The sequence below is a fragment of the Bifidobacterium callitrichos DSM 23973 genome (genome assembly GCF_000741175.1).
Taxonomy (GTDB): Bacteria; Actinomycetota; Actinomycetes; order Actinomycetales; family Bifidobacteriaceae; genus Bifidobacterium; species Bifidobacterium callitrichos.
In genome coordinates this window covers 124,145-143,561 of sequence record NZ_JGYS01000011.1, presented here as the reverse complement: position 1 = coordinate 143,561, position 19,417 = coordinate 124,145, and the positions used below count along the sequence as shown (strand labels likewise).

10 protein-coding genes and 1 pseudogene are annotated in these 19,417 nt (G+C 64.8%); 4 read left to right on the top strand and 7 right to left on the bottom strand.

The genetic code is table 11. From position 1 onward, the window contains the following. Positions 1-932: transposase (locus tag BCAL_RS13765; RefSeq protein ID WP_476559203.1), on the top strand; the 932-nt coding region annotated here is incomplete at its 5' end. Positions 933-1,447: 515 nt separating this feature from the next. After that, positions 1,448-2,535 (top strand): annotated as a pseudogene (locus BCAL_RS07420) (Fic family protein). Between the two features lie 222 nt (positions 2,536-2,757). Here the strand turns inward: BCAL_RS07420 and BCAL_RS07415 are convergent. After that, positions 2,758-3,504, bottom strand: a complete 747-nt coding sequence (locus tag BCAL_RS07415) for a hypothetical protein (protein WP_152600360.1) — start codon at positions 3,502-3,504, stop codon at positions 2,758-2,760. Positions 3,505-3,745: 241 nt separating this feature from the next. Between BCAL_RS07415 and BCAL_RS07410 the strand changes: the two genes are divergently transcribed. After that, positions 3,746-5,263 (top strand): alpha-L-fucosidase, encoded by a 1,518-nt coding sequence (locus tag BCAL_RS07410; protein WP_052119174.1) that lies wholly within the window; start codon positions 3,746-3,748, stop codon positions 5,261-5,263. Positions 5,264-5,941: 678 nt separating this feature from the next. Here BCAL_RS07410 and BCAL_RS07405 read toward each other — a convergent pair. Further along, positions 5,942-8,068: a beta-galactosidase gene (locus tag BCAL_RS07405; RefSeq protein ID WP_052119173.1), complete on the bottom strand. Its 2,127-nt coding sequence runs from the start codon at positions 8,066-8,068 to the stop codon at positions 5,942-5,944. Between the two features lie 246 nt (positions 8,069-8,314). Here BCAL_RS07405 and BCAL_RS07400 point away from each other — a divergent pair, with 246 nt between their 5' ends. Next, complete coding sequence (locus BCAL_RS07400; RefSeq protein ID WP_052119172.1) at positions 8,315-10,801, top strand: alpha-L-rhamnosidase; 2,487 nt, start codon at positions 8,315-8,317, stop codon at positions 10,799-10,801. Here the strand turns inward: BCAL_RS07400 and BCAL_RS07395 are convergent. From BCAL_RS07395 to BCAL_RS07375, 5 genes are all read right to left on the bottom strand, one after another. After that, entirely contained in the window at positions 10,765-11,874 is a 1,110-nt protein-coding gene (locus BCAL_RS07395) for a LacI family DNA-binding transcriptional regulator (RefSeq protein WP_043260056.1), read from the bottom strand. The genes BCAL_RS07400 and BCAL_RS07395 overlap by 37 nt on opposite strands. Positions 11,875-11,884: 10 nt before the next feature. Next, entirely contained in the window at positions 11,885-12,721 is an 837-nt protein-coding gene (locus BCAL_RS07390) for a hypothetical protein (RefSeq protein WP_052119171.1), read from the bottom strand. 32 nt (positions 12,722-12,753) lie between these two features. After that, positions 12,754-15,015, bottom strand: coding sequence for a glycoside hydrolase family 127 protein (locus BCAL_RS07385; protein WP_052119170.1), 2,262 nt, complete (start codon positions 15,013-15,015; stop codon positions 12,754-12,756). Between the two features lie 265 nt (positions 15,016-15,280). Next, entirely contained in the window at positions 15,281-17,068 is a 1,788-nt protein-coding gene (locus tag BCAL_RS07380) for an ABC transporter ATP-binding protein (RefSeq protein WP_043166142.1), read from the bottom strand. Positions 17,069-17,182: 114 nt separating this feature from the next. Then, entirely contained in the window at positions 17,183-19,042 is a 1,860-nt protein-coding gene (locus BCAL_RS07375) for an ABC transporter ATP-binding protein (protein WP_043166141.1), read from the bottom strand. Between the last annotated feature and the right edge of the window lie 375 nt (positions 19,043-19,417).

Sequence of the window (19,417 nt, the reverse complement as noted above, 5' to 3'; positions counted from 1 at the left end):
GCGTGCACGCGCCCAGAAGCGCCGTGTCGGCGCTGATGCGCATCGACTGGAAGAGCGTGGGCCACGTGTGCAAAAGGGTCGCCGACGACCTGCGGGACGAACAGGGGGCGGGCCTGTTCGACCATCTGCGTTCCATCGGCGTGGACGAGACCAGCTACCGCAAGGGCCACAAGTACATGACCGTGGTCGTCGACCACGACCGCGGCAGGGTCGTATGGATGCACGAGGGGCACGGGGAGAAGGTGTTCGACCTGTTCTTCGAGACGCTCACCGAGGCGCAGCGCGCCTCCATCCGGGTCGTCACCGGCGACGGGGCCCGGTGGATCGACGAGTGCGCGTTCCGCTGGTGCCCGCAGGCCGAACGCATCCTCGACGGGTTCCACATCGTGTCCTGGGCGACCGACGCGCTCGACAAGGTACGAACCGCCGCATGGCGCGAGGCCCGGAAGAAAGGCGTCGCCAAAAAGGGCGCGAAGGACCCGGTCAAGGGCGCCAGATGGGCGCTGCTGAAGAACGAGGGCGACCTGACCGCCGGCCAGAAGGCCCAACTGGAATGCATCGCCAACACCAACGAGACCCTCTGGGAGGCGTACAAGCTCAAGGAACGCCTGCGCATGATCCTCAAACAGACCGCCGACAAAGCCGACCCCCTGCTGCGCCAATGGGCCGCGGACGCGTCCCGTGTCCGGCATCCCCGGATTCGTCCAGCTCGGCGAGAAGATCGCCAGGCGCCACTTCGACATCCTCACGACCATCCGCAGAGGACTGTCCAACGCCAGGCTAGAGGCCGTGAACAACAAGATCAAGACCACCATCAAAATCGGCTACGGCTACCGCAACCTCGACAACCTCATCGGCCTCGTCATGCTCAAATGCGGCGGACTCAACCTACAACTCCCCGGACGCCAATAACCAGTAGGCCAAACCAGTGATCCACACCCACACAAACACCCGAAGAGCCATAGTTTTTGGTACGCCTTACGTCGCAACATGCATGGCTCCTATCCTCAAAACAACGGTATTCACAAACTCAACGGTTACATTCTAGTCCAGAATCACAAAATCAACAGTTACGAAGACCTCGATACTCACAAAATCAACGGTCAGCGTGCGGAGAGACCTCTTCGAACCACACTTGGCACCATGACCATCGGGGTTCTGCATCGCCCGCGGTAAGTCGCACGCTCCGGCATACCGGCATACCGGCATCCCGGCATCCCGGCGTCCGTTAGCCGATAGAGCAACCGAACTCCTCGCGGGCATCGGACGCGATTCGCGTTGTTAGGGTCCATTTCCCGCAAGAAGTTGACCTTCCCTAGCGGGATACGGACAGGATCAGTCTTGTCCTTCTCGATTTTCACTCCCCTGTTTTCTGCATCATTTTGGTATCATATGATGCAGAAAACATGATGCAGATAAAGCCGATGATGCAGAAGGAAGGCGCCGCATGCGGGACTTCGATTACATCGCCTCGGCGGTCGGGCTGCTCACCCCACGCACGACGAGCCTGCTCACCGCCATCCACGAGGAACGAGGACGGCAGAACGCCAGGACCGGCATCCGGCCGGACGTGCTCACCACGCTGACGAACATCGCGCGTATCCAAAGCACCGACGCTCGAATCGCATCGAGGGCATCGCGACCAGTGACAAACGACTCAACGCACTGGTCGCCGAAAAGGTCACCCCGCGCAATCGCGCCGAAGAGGAGATCGCCGGATATCGCGACGTGCTCGCCATCGTCCACGAAAGCCACGATTACATCCCGCCCACGCCCAACGTCATACTCCAACTGCATCGGGATCTGTTCCGCCACACGCCGCTGACCTTCGGCGGACGCTTCAAGGACAGCGACAACGTCATCATCGAGCGGGACGCCGACGGCAATCGGCGCGTACGCTTCGCCCCGCCATCGGCACTGGCCACGCCGGAACTGGTGGGGCGCATCTGCAACGCATATGCGGAGGCGATTCAGGATGGGCATACCGATCCCCTGCTCACCATCGCCATGTTCACGCTCGACTTCACCTGCATCCACCCGTTCAACGACGGCAACGGGCGCATGAGCCGACTGCTGACGCTGCTGCTGCTCTACCGCAACGACTACCAGGTGGGCAAATACGTGAGCATCGAACACCTCATCGAAGGCAGCAAGGACACCTACTACGACGCCCTGGCGGCGAGCACCGTCGGATGGAACGAGGGAGAGAACGACTACGAGCCGTTCACGAACTACCTGCTCGGCATGATCCTCACCGCGTACAGGGAATTCGACGACCGCATCGGATACGTAGTCGGAGAGACCGGCCCGAGTGGTGACGACACTGCGACGACCCGCGAACGGGCGACCAAAGCGCAGCGCATCGCCGCCCTGTTCGACGACACACTTGTGCCGATATCCAAGGCCGACGTCCACGCCAAGCTGCCGGACATCAGCCTGACCACCATCGAACGCGCACTCAAGGCATTGCAGAACGACGGCACCATCCGCAAGATCGGTTCCGGACGCGCCACGCGTTACGTCCGCATCCGCTGAGCGGCAGCATCCGTACGTCGTGGACAACGGCGCATACCAACGCCAGAGTTCCTTGAGCTGCCCGTCCCTGTTGCGCCTCCTGTTCGCCTTGTCCGCCTGACTCGGGGGACTCAGCGTGAAAAACGTGGGGATTCGCGTTGAATCCCACAGATTCGCGGGACTCAACGCCGGAAATCGGCCTTGACCGCGCTGAGTCCCCCGCGGACTGCCGGGGACGAGGACTCAATCCCATTCCCGCAGCTGCGGCTGCCGGCCCGGATAACGCTCGCCGAAATACGCGACATAGGCGTTCTCAAGCTCCTCGATAAGCACCACATCCCTCTCGCCGGCCTCGCCCGCCGCTACGGCCTTGTCGTATGCGGCCTGCAACCGGGCCCTTGCCGGGGTGTTCGGAGCCGGATGCAATGGATCGTCAATCAACAACGCGGAAGCGCCCATTTTCACGTAGCCCATCCTGCTGAGGATGCCGGCCTGACCTGTGGAGTCCTCTTCTTCTTCCTCCTCGACGTTCTGTGGCTCGGCGGGACGATCGGTCTCCTCGGTCTGATTCTTCGCCTGCTCGGCCTGAATGGCCTCGTTCAGGCGGGTCTGCAATCGGGCGATATCATCGCGCAGCGCCTGCTCGTCGGCACGCGACCGCTCCGGCAGCGCCAGATCCTCCGAGCACTCGGCCGGCTTGGTCAATCCGCCGATATGGTATCGGGCAAGATCCGCAGCGACCTGATCCCATTCGGTCTCCGCCGCCATGCAGCCCTCACGCGCATGGCGCGCATCCATCACAACCATCATCGTCACCGCAACGGCCACCACGAAGAAAATCGAGAACAATCGATGCAGCACACGGTGATTGTTCGACGGACCCTGAGATGCCGCCCTCCCGCCATCCCCGTACGTGCCCGCATCGTCGGCGAGATCCGGCTCCTCGACCGGCGTCATATCGAATGGAACCTGTCCTGAATCACGCACCATCGCACCCCCACCTCCCTGTGTATTCCCATTGTCCCGCAAACGGCGACGCACCACAACCCCACGCCACTCCTACGTAGCAACAGGCTTCTCCAACGACGCACCGTCCCCCGTTCGCCCGCCGCCGGCAGTCGGGGCGCGCCTTGTATGTCGTCATGCAGTACGCATGGTCTCGTATCGTGGACAGCGTACTGACGTACGACACGTGCGGAGTGCCGCACGGCACAGCGAAAGGAACGGGACGATGGAGACCGATGAGGATATGCGACGCGATCTCGCGGCGATCGACGAGGTGATCGAGCGAGGGCGGTTCAAACCGGATTGGGAGTCGCTGCAGCAGCATCGCACGCCGCGATGGTTCGAGGAGGCCAAGTTCGGCATCTTCATCCACTGGGGCGTGTACTCGGTGCCGGCGTTCGGCAGCGAATGGTACTCGCGCAACATGCACGTCCAGGGATCGCCCGAATTCGAGCATCACGTGAAGACCTACGGCCCGCAGAAGGACTTCGGCTACAAGGACTTCATCCCCATGTTCAAGGCCGAGCGATTCGATCCGGACGCGTGGGCCGACCTGTTCGTGGACGCCGGAGCCCGGTACGTGGTGCCCGTCGCCGAGCATCACGACGGATTCCAGATGTACGCCAGTCGCCTGTCGCACTGGAACGCGGCCGAGATGGGGCCGAAGCGCGATGTGCTCGGCGAGCTGACCGAGGCGTTCCACCGCCGCGGGCTCGTCGACGGCGCCTCCTCGCATCGCGTCGAACACTGGTTCTTCATGGGCCACGGCAAGGATTTCGACAGCGACATCCACGAGCCGCTCAAACGCGGCGACTTCTACTGGCCGGCCATGCCCGAACCGGATCATTGGGACCAGCACAGCAAGCCCGAGCCCACCCACGAGTATCTCGATGACTGGCTGCTGCGCTGCTGTGAGATCGTGGACCGCTACCGCCCGAAGGTGCTGTACTTCGACTGGTGGATCCTGCATGAGGCGGTCCAGCCGTATCTCAGGCGATTCGTCGCCTACTACTACGACCGCGCGGACGAATGGGGCGAGGAGGTCACGGTCTGCTACAAACAGGATTCGATGATGTTCGGCACCGCCGTGCCGGACGTCGAACGCGGCCAGCTCGCCGAGGCCAAGCCGTACCACTGGCAGACGGACACGGCGATCGCGCTCAACTCGTGGGGCTACACCGAGAACAACCGCTACCGTCCGGCCGGCGAGATCCTGCAGGACATGGTCGACATCATCAGCAAGAACGGCAACCTGCTGCTCAACGTCGGACCGAAGCCGGACGGCACGATCGGCGACGAGGATCGCGCGGTGCTAACCGCGATCGGCGGCTGGCTCAAGGCCAACGGCGAGGCGATCTACGGGTCGAAGCCGTGGAAGCGCTTCGGCGAGGGCCCCACGCAGATCGTCGAGGGCCAGTTCACGGACGGTACGAAGAAGGGTTTCACCTCGCGCGACGTACGCTACACGGTCAACGGCGGCAATCTGTACGCCATCGTCATGCGTCCGTCGGACGACGGCGTGTACCGGTTCACGCGGCTCAGGAAGGGCGATGCCGCACACAACGCGGACTTCCACGGCTTCATCAGCCGCATCGACCTGCTGGGTGGGCCGACCGATGGCGAGGGCGATGGCAAGGGCAAAGGCCTGGAGTGGACGCGCGACGAGCACGCGCTCGAGGTCCACGCGCCTGCCGTCCCGGGCTCGGGCGACTCCCCGATCACCTTCCGCATCGTCATCGGCTAGTGCCCTCCGTCAACTATCCGCTCGCTAAACAAATCAGGCCTGAGTGTCTAGCCCCAGTCTAGGCACATTGCGTCCGATCCCATAGGATCCACTACGAGAATCCCCATTTCTCGTTCCAATACGTTCGATCCCGTAGGATCCAACGTTATTGAGGGTTGCGGGGTTGCGAAAAACATCCGATCCCGTAGGATCCGATACGGTGATCAGGGCGGATCGGGGATGGCAGCGTGACGAGTCTGCCACTCAGCGCATGTCAATCGTTTGATGTTCGCCGAGTGGCAGAAAACTGCGCCACTCAACGCGATTTTGGTGATTTTTCGCGTTGAGTGGCAGACACATCGTCGGCAGGGACAGCCCTTGCAATATCGACTATCGCAGAATCGTTGGAAAATGGCCCTTTTGACAATATGTCAAAAAGACGGCAAGACGGTGATGACGCATCGTCGTGCCACTCAACGCCAAAATCGCCGAAAATTGCGTTGAGTGGCACACAGCCAAGCAACACGGCTAAGGCGCGCAGCCAGGCAACACGGCCGGGCAACGCAATCGAGTCGGTCTGCGGCGGCGCAACCGAGTATCTAGACTCGGCTTCGCCATCGCCAGCTCCCCTGACAAGGAGGGAGCCGAGAGTGGGACAAACGAATTAACGGCGCGAGATGCTAGAGGTCGACCTCATCTTCATGACTCGGCGAGGATGAGGAGATCCCAGAGAGCCAGAGTGACCTGCGATCCGGCGGAATGGGCGTCTCCGGACAATACATCCTCGCCGGATACGGGCAGGGTGAACGTCACCGGGTCGGCGGAGTAGTTGAGGAAGTAGTCGATGCGTTCGCCGGATGCGTTGACGCCGCGGCGCACATCAACCGTGCCGGCGAGCGCGCGTGGCCAGTCGTCGGCGCCGGTCAGTCCGGCAGCGTCGGCCGCGTCGGCGACGAGGCCGCGCATGACCTCGGGCGAGGTCATCGTGCCGACGTATTCCGCCCAGCCACCGTTGCCGCCGAACATGTGGCGCGTGATCGCGACGTAATCGCCCCATGCGGGGTGACGGTAGCGCGCGAGGATCTGGGTGCCTGCGGACGCATCCGCGGATGCGGGCATGAGCAGTTCCATGAACACTTGGGCTTCAGCGTCGGCGTCGACGTAAGAGGCTGCCACCGGAGCGAAGTCGAGGCCCACGTTGTGCGGCGGGGTGAATTCGTTGTACCACATGCCGAACACGTCGGTCATGGCGTGCGGCTGGCGATCGCACCGCACCTTCATCTGCGGGTCGGCGAAAAACGACTTGAACGAGGCGACCAGATGGCCGCCGTCGGAGACGTACGCGCGCAGCGCCTCCAGCGCGGCATCGGACGCGCAGTACATGGTCGGGACCAGCACGAGGTCGTATTCGTTCAGCGCACGTCCGCTGGAGGTGACGCCGCCCTCCCCCAGCCGGTCGCCGTCGATTACGTCGCATTCGATGTTGAGCCCGTAGAGCGCGTCGTACATCCATCGCACCACGTCGTTGTAGTCGGCCTGATTCCCGCCGCGGCGGAATCCGCCTTCCAGCGAGAACTGCTCGAGCGCGGTGAGCGACCGATTGCTCACGATCACGGCCGCACGATTGCGCTTCGTCAGATGCAGCAGCCGATCGCCGTGCGCCTCGAGTTCGGCGCCGATCGCCGCGACGTCGCGATACGTTCGCCCCGGCTCGAAATCGTGCGAGAGGATGCCCTTCCAGTAGGTCTCCCACGAGTTGTGGATCGAATGCCAATGCCAGTACATGACCGAATCGGAGCCGGAGGCGAGGTTGCCGTACGCCTGCAGTCGCAGCTGGCCGGGGTACGGCAGCCAGCCCATGTTGCCCTGCGCCTCGGTTTCGAGCGTCAGATAGTTGCGTCCGCCCTTGAGTCCGCGGGTCAGATCGCCGGCAAATGCGATGCGCCGCCCGTCGAGCTCGTCCTGCGTCGGGAAGTACACGTCCGCGCCGGCGATGTCGAGCGCACGGGCCGCCTCGAAGTGGTCGACGGCCGGCTGCACGCCGTACGATCCGCCCTTCCAGCCGAAATCGAAGTTCTGAGTGACGAACTGGTCGTCGCGCGCGTACTCGCGTACGATCGACGCCTGCCAGGCGAGGTATTCGCTGACGAGCCCGCGGCGGAACGCGTCGAATTCGCCGCGCATCGACCCGTTGATCGAGTTGGTCGGATCGGGGAAGTCCTCCCACGCGTCGATGCGATTCGACCAGTAGTCGAGCCCCCACGCGCGGTTGAGCGCGTCGAGATCGCCGTCGAACAGCTCGCGCACGTGACGCACGAACATCTGGCGCACGTTCGGCGAGACGACGTCGTAGTACTTGGTTTCGTTGTCGACCTGATAGCCGATGACGTTCGGGCGATCGGCGACGTGGGCGACGAGCCGGCGGATGATGCGCTCGCCGTAGTGGCGGTACGTGGCGTTGGTGATGTCCATGATCTGGCGCGGGCCGTAGCCGCGGCGGCCGTTCGGGGTGTCGGCGAGCACGGTGGGGTCGAGGCGGACGAGCCAGGACGGCACGGCGTAGGTGGGCGTGCCGATGATCACCTTGATGCCGGCACGCTCGGTGGCGTCGAGCACTCGGTCGACGTGACGGAAGTCGAATTCGCCCGGCTGCGGCTCCTCGGTGGACCAGGTCGATTCGGCGATGCGCACGACGTTGATGTGCGCGGCCTTCATCATCTCGATGTCCCTGTCGAGACGGTCGTAGGGCATGTATTCGTCGTAGTAGGCGCATCCGAACAGGATGCGATCGATGGATGTGGCGGACGCTGACGCGTTCTCGGACATATGTCTCTCGCTTTCATTCCATCGCCGTTCGATACGGGTCCCGACCATCCATGGATCCCAGTCATTGATATGTATACGAACAGCATTATTATATGTACCGGTACATATCGTAATTGAAGTCACAACCACATGCAACACGGCATTTCTTCACTATCTCTTTTGCCGATTGCACAGTACAATATATACCGTTACATACACCTAGGTCTCTGCAACGGCCACTGACGGCCGAAGCGGAAAGGGAACCTCATGACAGATGGACCGATCGCCCCGCACGCGCCGTCGCAGGCGCGCATGATCGCAGGGCCGGACTCCACGCCGTTCGACCGCGCGCCGGACATGCGCCAGCCGCCGGTGTTCCTGCGCGAGTTCGACCACCCACTCCACTCCTCTCACCCCACGATCGCCTCGGCACGGCTCATCCTGAGCGCGTGGGGTCTGGTCGAATGCGAGATCAACGGCCACAGGGTCGGCCGCGACGTGCTCACGCCCGGATGGACGGTCTACGGCACACGCCTGCCGTACTGGACGTACGACGTGACCGATCTCATCGCGGACGGCCACAACGCAATGGCCTTCTGGCTCGGCGACGGCTGGTATCGCGGCCGCATCGGCTTCGGCGGCGGCGAGCGCGACTGCTACGGCGACCGGCTCGGCCTGATCGCCCAGCTGGAGATCGTCGACGCGGACGGCGGCACGACCGTCATCGCAAGCAATGCCGAGGACGGCCTGTGGCGCACGACGAACGGTCCGATCCTCGCAAGCGGGCTGTATGAGGGCGAGACCTACGACGCACGCGAGGCCCTGCCGGGATTCGGACTGCCGCTCAGCGCCGTCAGCCCCGGCACCGACTCCGTACGCTGGCAGCCGGTCGAGGAGCTGGAGTTCGATCCATCCGTGCTCTACCCGGCGGACGAGTCGACCGCGGTGCGAGAGATCGGCGAGCGCCATCTGCCCGCGAGCAGCGCGATCACCCGTCTTGCCGACGGCCGTTGGCTGGTGGTTTTTGGCCAGAACTGCACCCAGCGTGTGGTCCTGCGCATCCCGGAGGGGCTGACGGCGGGGGCCGAGATCACGATCCAGCATGTCGAGGTGCTCAATCCGGACGGCAGCCCGGCGACGCGTCCGCTGCGTCGCGCGGTGCAGCGCGATCACTACATCGCGTCGGGACAAGAGGGAGACGCAACGCAGAGCTGGTGGGAGCCTCGGTTCACGATGCACGGGTTCCGCTATGCGTGCATCAGCGGCTGGCCCGAGGATCGCCCGCTCACCGCCGACGATCTGTTCACACGCGTCTACAGCTCCGCGCGACGCCCGCTCGGCGACTTCTCCTGCTCGCTCGATCGCGTGAATCGCCTGCACGAGAACGTCCGCTGGTCGATGCTGTCGAACTTCGTCTCCATTCCGACGGACTGCCCGCAGCGCGACGAGCGTTTCGGCTGGACCGGCGACATCGCCGTGTTCGCGCCGACCGCCGCATACCTGTACGACGTGACCGGCTTCCTCGACAGCTGGCTCGACGATGTCGCGATCGAAACCGACAAGTGGGGCACGGTGCCCTACTACGTGCCGTACCCCTCGCCCGGCTGGGGCAAGCCGGCGGCGGTCGCCTTGTGGGGCGATGCGGTCGTGATGGTGCCGTGGGCGTTGTACATGGCGACCGGCGACGCGTCCATACTGCGTCGTCACCTGCCGCTCGCCCGGCGTTGGATGGACGAGGTCGCGGGATTGCTGTCCGACGACGGTGTGTGGGATCGCAGACCGGAGGTGTGGTGCGGTCAGCTCGGCGACTGGCTCGATCCGACCGCCCCGCCGGACGACGCCGCCCGTGCGATGACCGAGAAGAATCTCGTGGCGACCGCGTTCGCCGCGAATTCGGCGAAGCTGGTCGCGCAGATACTTGACGTGGTCGGCGATCCGCAGGCCGCGGCGCACTACGAGCAGCTTGCCGCGCATATCCGCGACGGATTCCGCAGGCGGTTCGTGCTGCCGGATGGCCGCATGACCTCGGACACGCAGTGCGCGTACGCGCTGCTGATCGCGTTGGATCTGCTCGAGGACGACGCCACGGACCACGACCATCTGCGCGAGATCGCAGGCGAGCGGCTCGCCGAACTGGTGCGCGAGCGCGAGTACGTGGTGGGCACCGGGTTCGCCGGCACCCCGTACGTGCTGGGCGCGCTGTGCGCGACCGGCCACGCCCGCGAGGCGTTCTCGCTGTTCCTGTCCGACCGCTGCCCCTCATGGCTGTATCAGGTGCGCATGGGCGCGACGACCACATGGGAGCGGTGGGATTCGATGCTGCCGAACGGCGAGGTGAATCCGGGGGACATGACCTCGTTCAACCATTACGCGCTGGGTGCCGTGGCCGATTGGATGCACACGGCGATCGGCGGACTCGAGATCGCGGAACCCGGCTGGCGCACGGTGCGCGTGGCTCCGCTCATCGCCGAGGCGGTTCGTCACGGGATCCGTTCCGGGGCGGCCTCGCATAAGGTGCCGTCCGGCGGCACGATCGCGGTGTCATGGACGATGGACGACAACGATTCCTGCCGTCTCGTCGTGACCGTGCCGGAGGGCGTGCGCGCGACCCTCGATCCCGGCCTTGACGAGCCTGATGGCGGCATCGTCGACGAGGATACGCATGAGGTCGTCACCGCCGGAACCACACTGGAGGCCGGCGAGCATCGCTTCTCGCTCTACACCTCCGTGGATTCGCGGGCGACGAGCGTGTAGCCTACGGTGACGCGTTCCGGGGGCGCGGCGGACGTGGACGAATCGCCGCGCTCCTCGATGCGGCGGGCGATCATGTCGAGGGCGAACCGGGAGAGCTGGTCGAAATCAACCTGGATGGTGCTCAGGGTCGGCACGCAGTACGTGCCGGCCGTGACGCCGTCGAAGCCGATGACCTTCACGTCGTCGGGCACGCGTACCCCGCGATCGGCGAGACCGCGCAGCACGCCGAACGCCGCATAGTCGGTGGCCGCGAATACGCCGTCGAACGCCTGAGACGAATCGGACGAATCGGACGAATCGGCGATGGCGTGGCCTGCCTCGATGCCGGTCGCGGCGTTGTACGCAGTGAACACTGTCGTCTCGTCGCATGGCAGTCCGGCGTCGAGCAGCGCGGCGCCGGCTCCGCGCAGTCGCAGCTGCTGCGGATCCTCGGCATGCGTCAGATCCGCGCGAGACAGGTACCCGCATCCCACGGCGATGGCGATGCGCTGGCATCCGCGATCAATCAAATGGCGTATGGCGGCGCGCGCACCGTCCTCGTTGGGGAAGTTCACCGAGTCGACGCTGGGCGTCTCCTCGCAGCCCTCGATGAGCACGATCGGACGACCGTGATGCGATGCGCCCGCACCCAATCCCGTCGATTCGAGCCCGGGCGCGTCCAGACCGGCCGCGTTGATGATCTCCCCGTCGAACAGCTGCCCGGAGAACGGGTTGGAGGCGAGCGCCCGCTGCCCGTCAGCCGGCGAATAGTGCGTCTGTTCGACGAACGGCGTGAGTCCGCGTTCGGCGGTCGCGGCGGTCAGCGACTGCACGAATTTCGAGTAGAACGGCGCGTCGAACGCGTTGACGATGATGTGAATGATGTTGCTGCGCCCCGACTTGAGCATGCTCGCCGTCAGGTTGATGCGGTAACCGAGTCTCTCGGCGGTGGCGAGCACCTTGGCCCGGGTCGATTCCCTGACGCCGGGCTTGTCGTGCAGTGCGTTCGACGCGGTCATCGGGGAGACGCCGGCCGCCGCCGCCACGTCCCGCAGCGTCGTCCTGCCGCCAGTAACCCTTCCCTTGTTGCTCATGTGCAGCCCGTCACTCGAAACGGAGGTAGGTGACGAAGTCGCGGGCGCGGGAGGCGTGGGTGGCGTCGACCACGTTGGAGAAGCCGATGACGGCGTCGTCGGGCAGGCCCTTGACGCCTGCGACACCAGCACCGGACCATGTGGCGGACTTGGACAGGGCAAGGCCGTACGCCTTGCCGGCCTCGGCGGCGTCATCCGAAGAGGACGCACCCGCGATCGGCTCGCCCTTCTTGTCGACCAGCGCGCCGGCGTCGGCCAGCTTGCCGAGCGCGGCATCGCCCTTCTCGACGTCGGAGACCTTGCCGATCAGCCCGCGATGCACGAGTTCGGCGAACGTGGCCTTGTCGGCGATGATCATGTTGACGTCGCCGGCGGAGACCATCGTCATGAGCTTCGAGGAGTCGTCCGTGTACGAGTTGGTCGAACCGTTCGACGAGCCGGTGCCCGAACCGCCCTGCACCGCGAGCGTGAACGACCCGTCGATGTCGACCAGACGGTCGTCATCGATCTTCTCCGCCTTGACGAACCCGCTTTTGAGCTCATCCAGCTGGGCGGAGTACTCCCCCATGCCGATGCCGGCGACAGACAGTTCCGTCTGCGGCGGCCTGGTGAGCCACGTGACCGCCAGCGAGACGATGAACGCGATCGCCACCACCACCGCGATCGTGCCGACGAGGAAATGCTGCACGAAGAACGGCCACTTGTCGGCGGCCGGCAGTTCGCGGAACGTCTTCCACTTCGACTGCTTCACATAGGTGTTCTCGGCGGCGAGCGCCGCGATCGAGCTTTGCTGCTCGTCGCTCAGCGCTCCGCCGCCGTTCGTCTGACTCTGCTGATCATCGGTCATACGGGTCAGTCTAGTCGGAATGGGTCGAGCGATCAGTCGTGCAGGAAGACGGTCATCTCGTTTTCGCCGCGGTTGGCCCATGCGAAGTACGGGATGAGGGTCGCGGTGACGGACTCGCGTTCGGCCGGCGCGTACTGCGCGTACAGCGGGGAGAACGCGGGCACGTCCGCGGAATCGCCCGCCGGAGCGTCGGCGACCGCCGTGGGCACGACCTCGCGCCATGCGGGCACTTCGAGCCTGACCATGTGACGGGTCACCTGATCGACTTCGCCCTGGCCCTGATCGTCGATGCCTTCGGCGCCGGCCTGGAAGTCGAAGTCCTCGACCTTGACCTCGCCCGGATCGGCGAGGATCGCGTCCACGTCGGCGTGCAGCAGGTGCAGGTTCGCGCCGTTGTCGCGCTCCTCGGCGCAGAACGTGATCGGACCGCGCGTGAACGCGACCTTGCCCACGTCCTCGCGCACGAGCGGGTTGGCCTTGAGCATGCGCACCGGCATCGGGAAGTCGAAGGAGACGATGTCGCCGTCGCGCCATTCGCCGGCGAGGTACAGGTAGCCGCCGCGCACGTTGCGCGTGATGCGGGGCGATCCGTCGGCTTCGGGCGATTCGCCGGTCGCCGAGATCGCGGCGGCGGTCGCCTCCTGCGCGCCGGCCCAACCGGGCAGACGGAAGGCGAGCGTGAAGCGGTCGGACGGGGCGGCGGACGCCTCGGATTCGCCGTCGCCGAGGTGCACGACCACCGAACCGTCGCCATGCCACGGCAGGTCGGCGTCGACGCTCAGACGCACCGGCACGCCGCCGAGCGTGACCTGCGCCGAACCGCCCATGTACAGGTGCGTGTACAGCGTGGACGCGTCGTCGGAAACCGTGTACGCGTACTCCTGCACCGATTCGACGATGCGGGCGATGTTCGGCGGGCAGCAGGCGCAGCCGAACCACTTCTGACGCACCGGCTTGACGTGGTCGAGCCTGCGATCCTTGTGGCAGGCGTACGGGTTGACCTCCAGCGGGTTTACGTAGAAGAAGCTCTTGCCGTCGAGGGCCATGCCCGCGAGCGTGGTGTTGTACAGGGCGAGCTCCATCACATCCGCGTACTCGGCCTTCGGGTCGAGTTCAAGCATGCGGCGGGCGAAGAACGCGAGCGAGATCGCCGCGCAGGATTCGGAGTACGCGGAGTCGTTCGGCAGATCGTAGTTGTAGGAGAACGCCTCGCCCTCGCGCGTGCCGCCGATGCCGCCGGTCACGTACAGCTTCTTGTCGACGATGTTGCGCCACAGGTTCTCGCACGCCTTGGCGAGCGTCGGATCGTCGGTCATGCGCGCGACGGCCGCCATGCCGGAGTACAGGTATCCGGCGCGCACCGCGTGGCCAACCGCCTCGGTCTGCTCGCGCACCGGCTCGTGGGCCTGCGCGTACGGGTAGTCGAACTTCCAGTCGGTGTCGGTGCTGCCGTTCTTCTTGTCGCGTTCGCCCTCGTAGCGGAAGTAGTTGGGTTCGGTGCCGCGCTCGTCGATGAAGAACTTGGCGAGGTCGAGGTACTTGCGCTCGCCGGTGACTCCGGCGAGGCGGGCGAGCGCCATTTCGGCGATCTCGTGGCCCGGGTAGCCCTTGCACTGGCCCTCGTTCGGGCCGAAGACCTCGGCGGTGTAGTCGGCGAAGCGTTCGGCCGCCTTGAGCAGCTTGTCCTTGCCGGTGCCCTCGTAGTAGGCGATCGCGCCTTCGATGAGATGACCGAGGCAGTACAGCTCGTGGTGCCAGCGCAGGTTGTGGAACGCACGGTCCATGCCGTTCAAGATGTAGTAGGTGTCGAGGTAGCCGTTGTCGAGCTGGGCGGCGCACACGATGTCGATCGCCTTGTCGGCGGTGGCCTCGAGTTCGGCGTCCGGGTGATGGGCGAGGCTGTAGCCGACCGCCTCCACCCACTTGGAGAAGTCGGTGTCCTGGAACACGAAGCCGTAGAACTTGTCCGGATCGGGGCGGGCCGGGTCCTCGGGCTTGGACTCGAAGCCGCGGTAGGAGTAGGCCGGCGGCACGAACTGCTTGCCCTCCGTGTCCTTGCGCGCGTTCTGCGCGGCGGCGGCCTTGAAGTTGTGCATGCAGTAGCTGGGGGCGGCACCCGGCACGTTGTCGTTGAGCGCGTTCCACTGGAACGGCAGCACGGCGGTGCGCACAAGCTCCTGCTCGGTGTGCCAGAACGCATCGGTGACGGTCACGTCCCTGAGCTTGAGCGGCGCGCTGTGGCGCGCGGCGGTGGACGCGGGCGTTGCGGCGGGCGTCGTTGCGGAATCGGTCATGTTCGTATGCTCCTTTGACATCCGTGAAGATCACATGTGCGTGGGGACCGCGCCGACCAGCGACCCCACGGCACGGCGCCACAGGATCGCAGTAGGCGGATGCGGTCTGTTACCGCTCACATCATTTATGTTTAACGTTAACCTACTTTTATCCATGACACGCGGAGCACGAACAACGGCACCTGCCGCGGGACTCGGTGGGATCCAGTGGGACTCAACGCGCAAATCGCGGGAAATCGCGTTGAGTCCCTCGGATCCCGCGCCCCTACGCGCGGATCGCCGCGTACTGCGACTCGTAGAGGCGCCAGTACGCGCCGCGCGCGGCCAGCAGCTCGGCATGCGAGCCGTGCTCGACGATCCGACCGTGGTCGATGTAGAAGATCTCGTCCGCGTTCTCGATCGTCGACAGGCGGTGGGCGATGATGAACGACGTGCGTCCCTTGAGCAGGTGCCGCAGACCCGCCTGCAGCGCCTCCTCGGTACGCGTGTCGATGTTCGAGGTCGCCTCGTCGAGGATCAGGATGCGCGGGTCGGCGAGCAACACGCGCGCGAACGCGATGAGCTGCCTCTGGCCGGCGGACAGCGTCGAACCGCGCTCCTCGACCACCGTGTCGTAGCCGTCGGGCAGCTCCATGATGAACTCGTGCGCGTGCACGGCGCGGGCCGCCGCCTCGATCTGCTCGTCCGTCGCGTCGAGCCGTCCGTAGCGGATGTTCTCGCGCACGTTGCCGGAGAAGATGAACGTATCCTGCAGCATCACGCCCATCTGGCGGCGCAGCGAGGCGAGCGTCACGTCGCGCACGTCGTGGCCGTCGATCTCGACCGACCCCTCGGACACGTCGTAGAAGCGCGACAGCAGGCTCACGATCGTGGTCTTGCCGGCACCGGTCGGACCGACGAGCGCAATCGTGCGCCCCGGCTCGACATGGAAGTCGACCAGATTGAGGATGTTGCGCCCGCCGTCCTCGTAGCGGAAGACGACGTCGTTGAAGTCGACGCGGCCGGCGATCTGCGGCAGATCGCGCGCACCCGGCCTGTCCTCGATCTCGGGGACCACGTCGAGCGTCTCGAAGATGCGCTCGAGGTACGCCGAGCAGGTGACCAGCTGGTTGTAGAAGTTGCCGATGTTGATGACCGGGTTCCAGAAGTTGTTCGCATACCCGACGAACGCGATCAGCATGCCGGTGGTCACGTCCACGCCGCCGAAGCCCGTGATGCCGACGAAGTAGATGAACGAGATCGTCATCACGGAGATCGTCTGCACGCCCGGCCACATGAGGAACTCGATGTGCTTGGCCGCCATCCACGCGGTACGCACGTCGTCCTGCTGCTGCTGGAACGTCATGAACTGGGTCTTCTCGCGCGCGAACGTCTGCGTGGTCTTGACACCGGCGATCGACTCGTGGATGAACGCGTTCAGATTGCTCTGCTTGTTCGACAGCTTCTGATACGCCTTGCGCTGGAAATGCTGCAGCACGCGCACCCACAGGATCAGCACCGGGAAGAGGATGAGGCTCCACAGCGCCAGCTGCCAGTCGATCACGAACATCACGATCAGCGTGACGAAGAACGTGAACACGTCGGCGAACACGCTGATCAGACCCGACGAGAGCGTGTCCGACAGGGTGTTCACGTAGTTGACCACGCGGATCAGGATCTTGCCGTGCGGACGCGAGTCGAAGTAGCTGAACGGCAGCGTCTGGATGTGCGTGAACAGATCGCGGCGCATGTCCTTCAACATCATCTGGCCGACGCGCGTGATCGACACGGTGCGATAGCGCAGCGCCAGCTCGTAGAGCACGATCAGGCACGCCAGCGCGCCGGCGAGCAGCCCCAGCTTGGTCAGATCCTTGTTCGGGATCGCCTCGTCGATCATGATCTTGGTCAGGTACGGCACGCTCACGACGATGCAGCTCATCGAGATGACGACCGCCAGAATGCGCACCACACGCGGAAGATACGGTTTGAGATACTTGCCCACGCGCGCGATGTCGCGCAGGTTGATGGTTTCCTCGAGTTCCTCGTCCTCGCGGAACGTATTACGTTGTGCCATGGTAAGTAAGCCTTTTCGAATCCTCTGATCTTGGTATCCATGACCTGTCTCTCCCCCAGTCAGCTTTGCTGACAGCCCCCTCGTCAGAGGGGGTCAGACTGCGGGACAGGTCCGCTAGAACCCCTGCGCGGCGCCGGACTGGGCGCCGAGCTGCTTCGAGTAGATGCTCCAGTAGCGCCCGTGCGCGGCCACGAGCTCGGCGTGCGTGCCGCGCTCGACGATCCGCCCGCGCTCGAGCACGAGAATCAGGTCGGAGTCCTTCACCGACGAGATGCGATGCGCGATGGTGACGATCGTCTTGTCGCCGTCCATCTCGCGCAGATGACGCTGGATCTCCGCCTCGGTCTCCATGTCGACGGCCGAGGTCGTGTCGTCCATGATGAGGATCGACGGATCATCGGCCAGCGCACGCGCCAGACTCAGACGCTGCTTCTGGCCGCCGGACAGGCCGACGCCGCGCTCGCCCACGATCGTGCCGTAGCCGTCGGGCAGCGAACGGATGAAGCCGTCGGCGCCGGCGATCTGCGCCATGCGACGGATGAACTCGTCGTCGGCGCCGTCGCCGGAGCCGGTGCGCGGGCGCCCGTCGCCGTCGTTTTCGAGGCGATTGGCGCCGAAGCCGATGTTGCCCCTGATCGTGTCGGAGAACAGGAACGTGTCCTGCGCGACGATGCACACCTGCGAGCGCAGCGTGGCCAGCGGCCAGTCGCGCGCGTCGACGCCGTCGATGAGCACACGGCCCGAGGTCGGGTCGTAGAAGCGCGAGATGAGGCTGACGAGCGTGGATTTGCCGGCGCCGGTCTCGCCGAGGATGCCGAGCTTCGTGCCGGCGGGCACGTGGAAGTCGAGGTCGGTGAGGATCGGCGTGGCGGGATCGTCGGGGAAGGAGAAGGAGACGTGGTCGAAGCGGATGTCGCCCGTAATGTGCGCTGCGGGCGATGCGGCGGCCCTGTCGGCGACCGCCTGTTCGGCGTCGGGCTTCTCCACGATGCGTGACTTCTCGGTCAGCAGCCTCCTGATCTTGATGCAGCTGGCGTTGAATCGCTGCCAGTCGTTGATGAGCCATCCGGAGGCGCGCACCGGGCCGTCGATCATCCACAGGAACGAGTTGAAGCTCACGAGGTTGCCGAGCGTCATGTACCCCTTGATGACGAGGAAACCGCCGAAGCCGAGCGTGATGAGCTGCAGCGAGAAGCCGAGGCCGTCGAGCCAGGGCATGTACCGGCGCGAGTTGTAGGCGAGCGCCATGTTGCGGCGCATGTAGTCGTCGTTGTGCTCGTCGAATCGCTTGGTCTCGTAGGGTTCGCGGACGAACGCCTTGACCACGCGGTTGCCTTCGATGTTCTCCTCGACCATCGAGTTCAACGCGGCCAGCGAGTTGCGGATCGCGAAGAACAGCGGGTGCGCGTGCGTCGACAGTCCGCGCGTGAGAATGAAGATGAACGGGGTGACGCAGGCGAGCGCGATCGCCAGTCGCCAGTCGATCGCGAACATCACGCACAGGGCGCCGATGAACATGACCACGCAGTCGGCGATCTGGTAGCTCACCCAGCTCAGGAAGTGGCGGATCGCGTCGGTGTCGGAGGTCAGGCGGCTCATGATGTCGCCGGTGCGCGTGTGGTTGAAGTAGGTAAAGTCGAGTTCGTGCAGCTTCTCGTACTCGTCGGAGACGAGGCGGTATACGGAGTTCTGGCCAAATCGCTCCATCCACATCTGGTAGCCGTATCGCGCGCCGACGCGGATGACGGTCATCGCGATCATCAGACCGCAGAACTTGAGCAGCTCGTCGGTGTGTCCGCCGACGATGACGCGGTCGACGATCAGACCGGAGATGATGGGGATGGTCAGGGCCATCGCATTGTTCGCGATGAACAGCAGCAGCGCGCCGATGACGCGCGGCAGGTCGGGTTTGCAGTAGGGCAGGATCCAGCGAATGTTGCCGGCTTGTTGGTTGGTTCCCGGATCGACGTACATGGGGGAAGTCACCGTTTCTTCGGATTGTTTGCCTGTGGTTGGCACGGCGCTCTCCTTCGCCGCGCGCGGCATTCGTTGCCGCCACGATTCACGACCACCCGCGTCCGGCTCACCGACGGATTGACCTTCCGATCGCCGGCGCCCGACCGGTGCTCTCCTTCACCGGCTGAGGGTACAGGACCACACCGGCCCCGCACCCTCAAACGCATCGCGTTTCGCAAACGCATACCAGTCTAGACAACCTTCCCCCGTTCGCAATCCGCGAACCTCCGCGTGTTTCGCCGACAAGGGACGCCACAAACGCAACCGGGATGCGCCCGAGGGGAGGTTTCGGGGGTGTTCGTAACGGCACACGCCGGGCTTCCGGCGACATAT

What these genes read in the sequence shown, in the direction of transcription:
- BCAL_RS07415 (WP_152600360.1), bottom strand. Translation starts at nt 3,504, where the DNA reads ATGGTGCGTGATTCAGGACAGGTTCCATTCGATATGACGCCGGTCGAG.
- BCAL_RS07410 (WP_052119174.1), top strand. Translation starts at nt 3,746, where the DNA reads ATGGAGACCGATGAGGATATGCGACGCGATCTCGCGGCGATCGACGAG.
- BCAL_RS07405 (WP_052119173.1), bottom strand. Translation starts at nt 8,068, where the DNA reads ATGTCCGAGAACGCGTCAGCGTCCGCCACATCCATCGATCGCATCCTG.
- BCAL_RS07400 (WP_052119172.1), top strand. Translation starts at nt 8,315, where the DNA reads ATGACAGATGGACCGATCGCCCCGCACGCGCCGTCGCAGGCGCGCATG.
- BCAL_RS07395 (WP_043260056.1), bottom strand. Translation starts at nt 11,874, where the DNA reads ATGAGCAACAAGGGAAGGGTTACTGGCGGCAGGACGACGCTGCGGGAC.
- BCAL_RS07390 (WP_052119171.1), bottom strand. Translation starts at nt 12,721, where the DNA reads ATGACCGATGATCAGCAGAGTCAGACGAACGGCGGCGGAGCGCTGAGC.
- BCAL_RS07385 (WP_052119170.1), bottom strand. Translation starts at nt 15,015, where the DNA reads ATGACCGATTCCGCAACGACGCCCGCCGCAACGCCCGCGTCCACCGCC.
- BCAL_RS07380 (WP_043166142.1), bottom strand. Translation starts at nt 17,068, where the DNA reads ATGGCACAACGTAATACGTTCCGCGAGGACGAGGAACTCGAGGAAACC.
- BCAL_RS07375 (WP_043166141.1), bottom strand. Translation starts at nt 19,042, where the DNA reads ATGTACGTCGATCCGGGAACCAACCAACAAGCCGGCAACATTCGCTGG.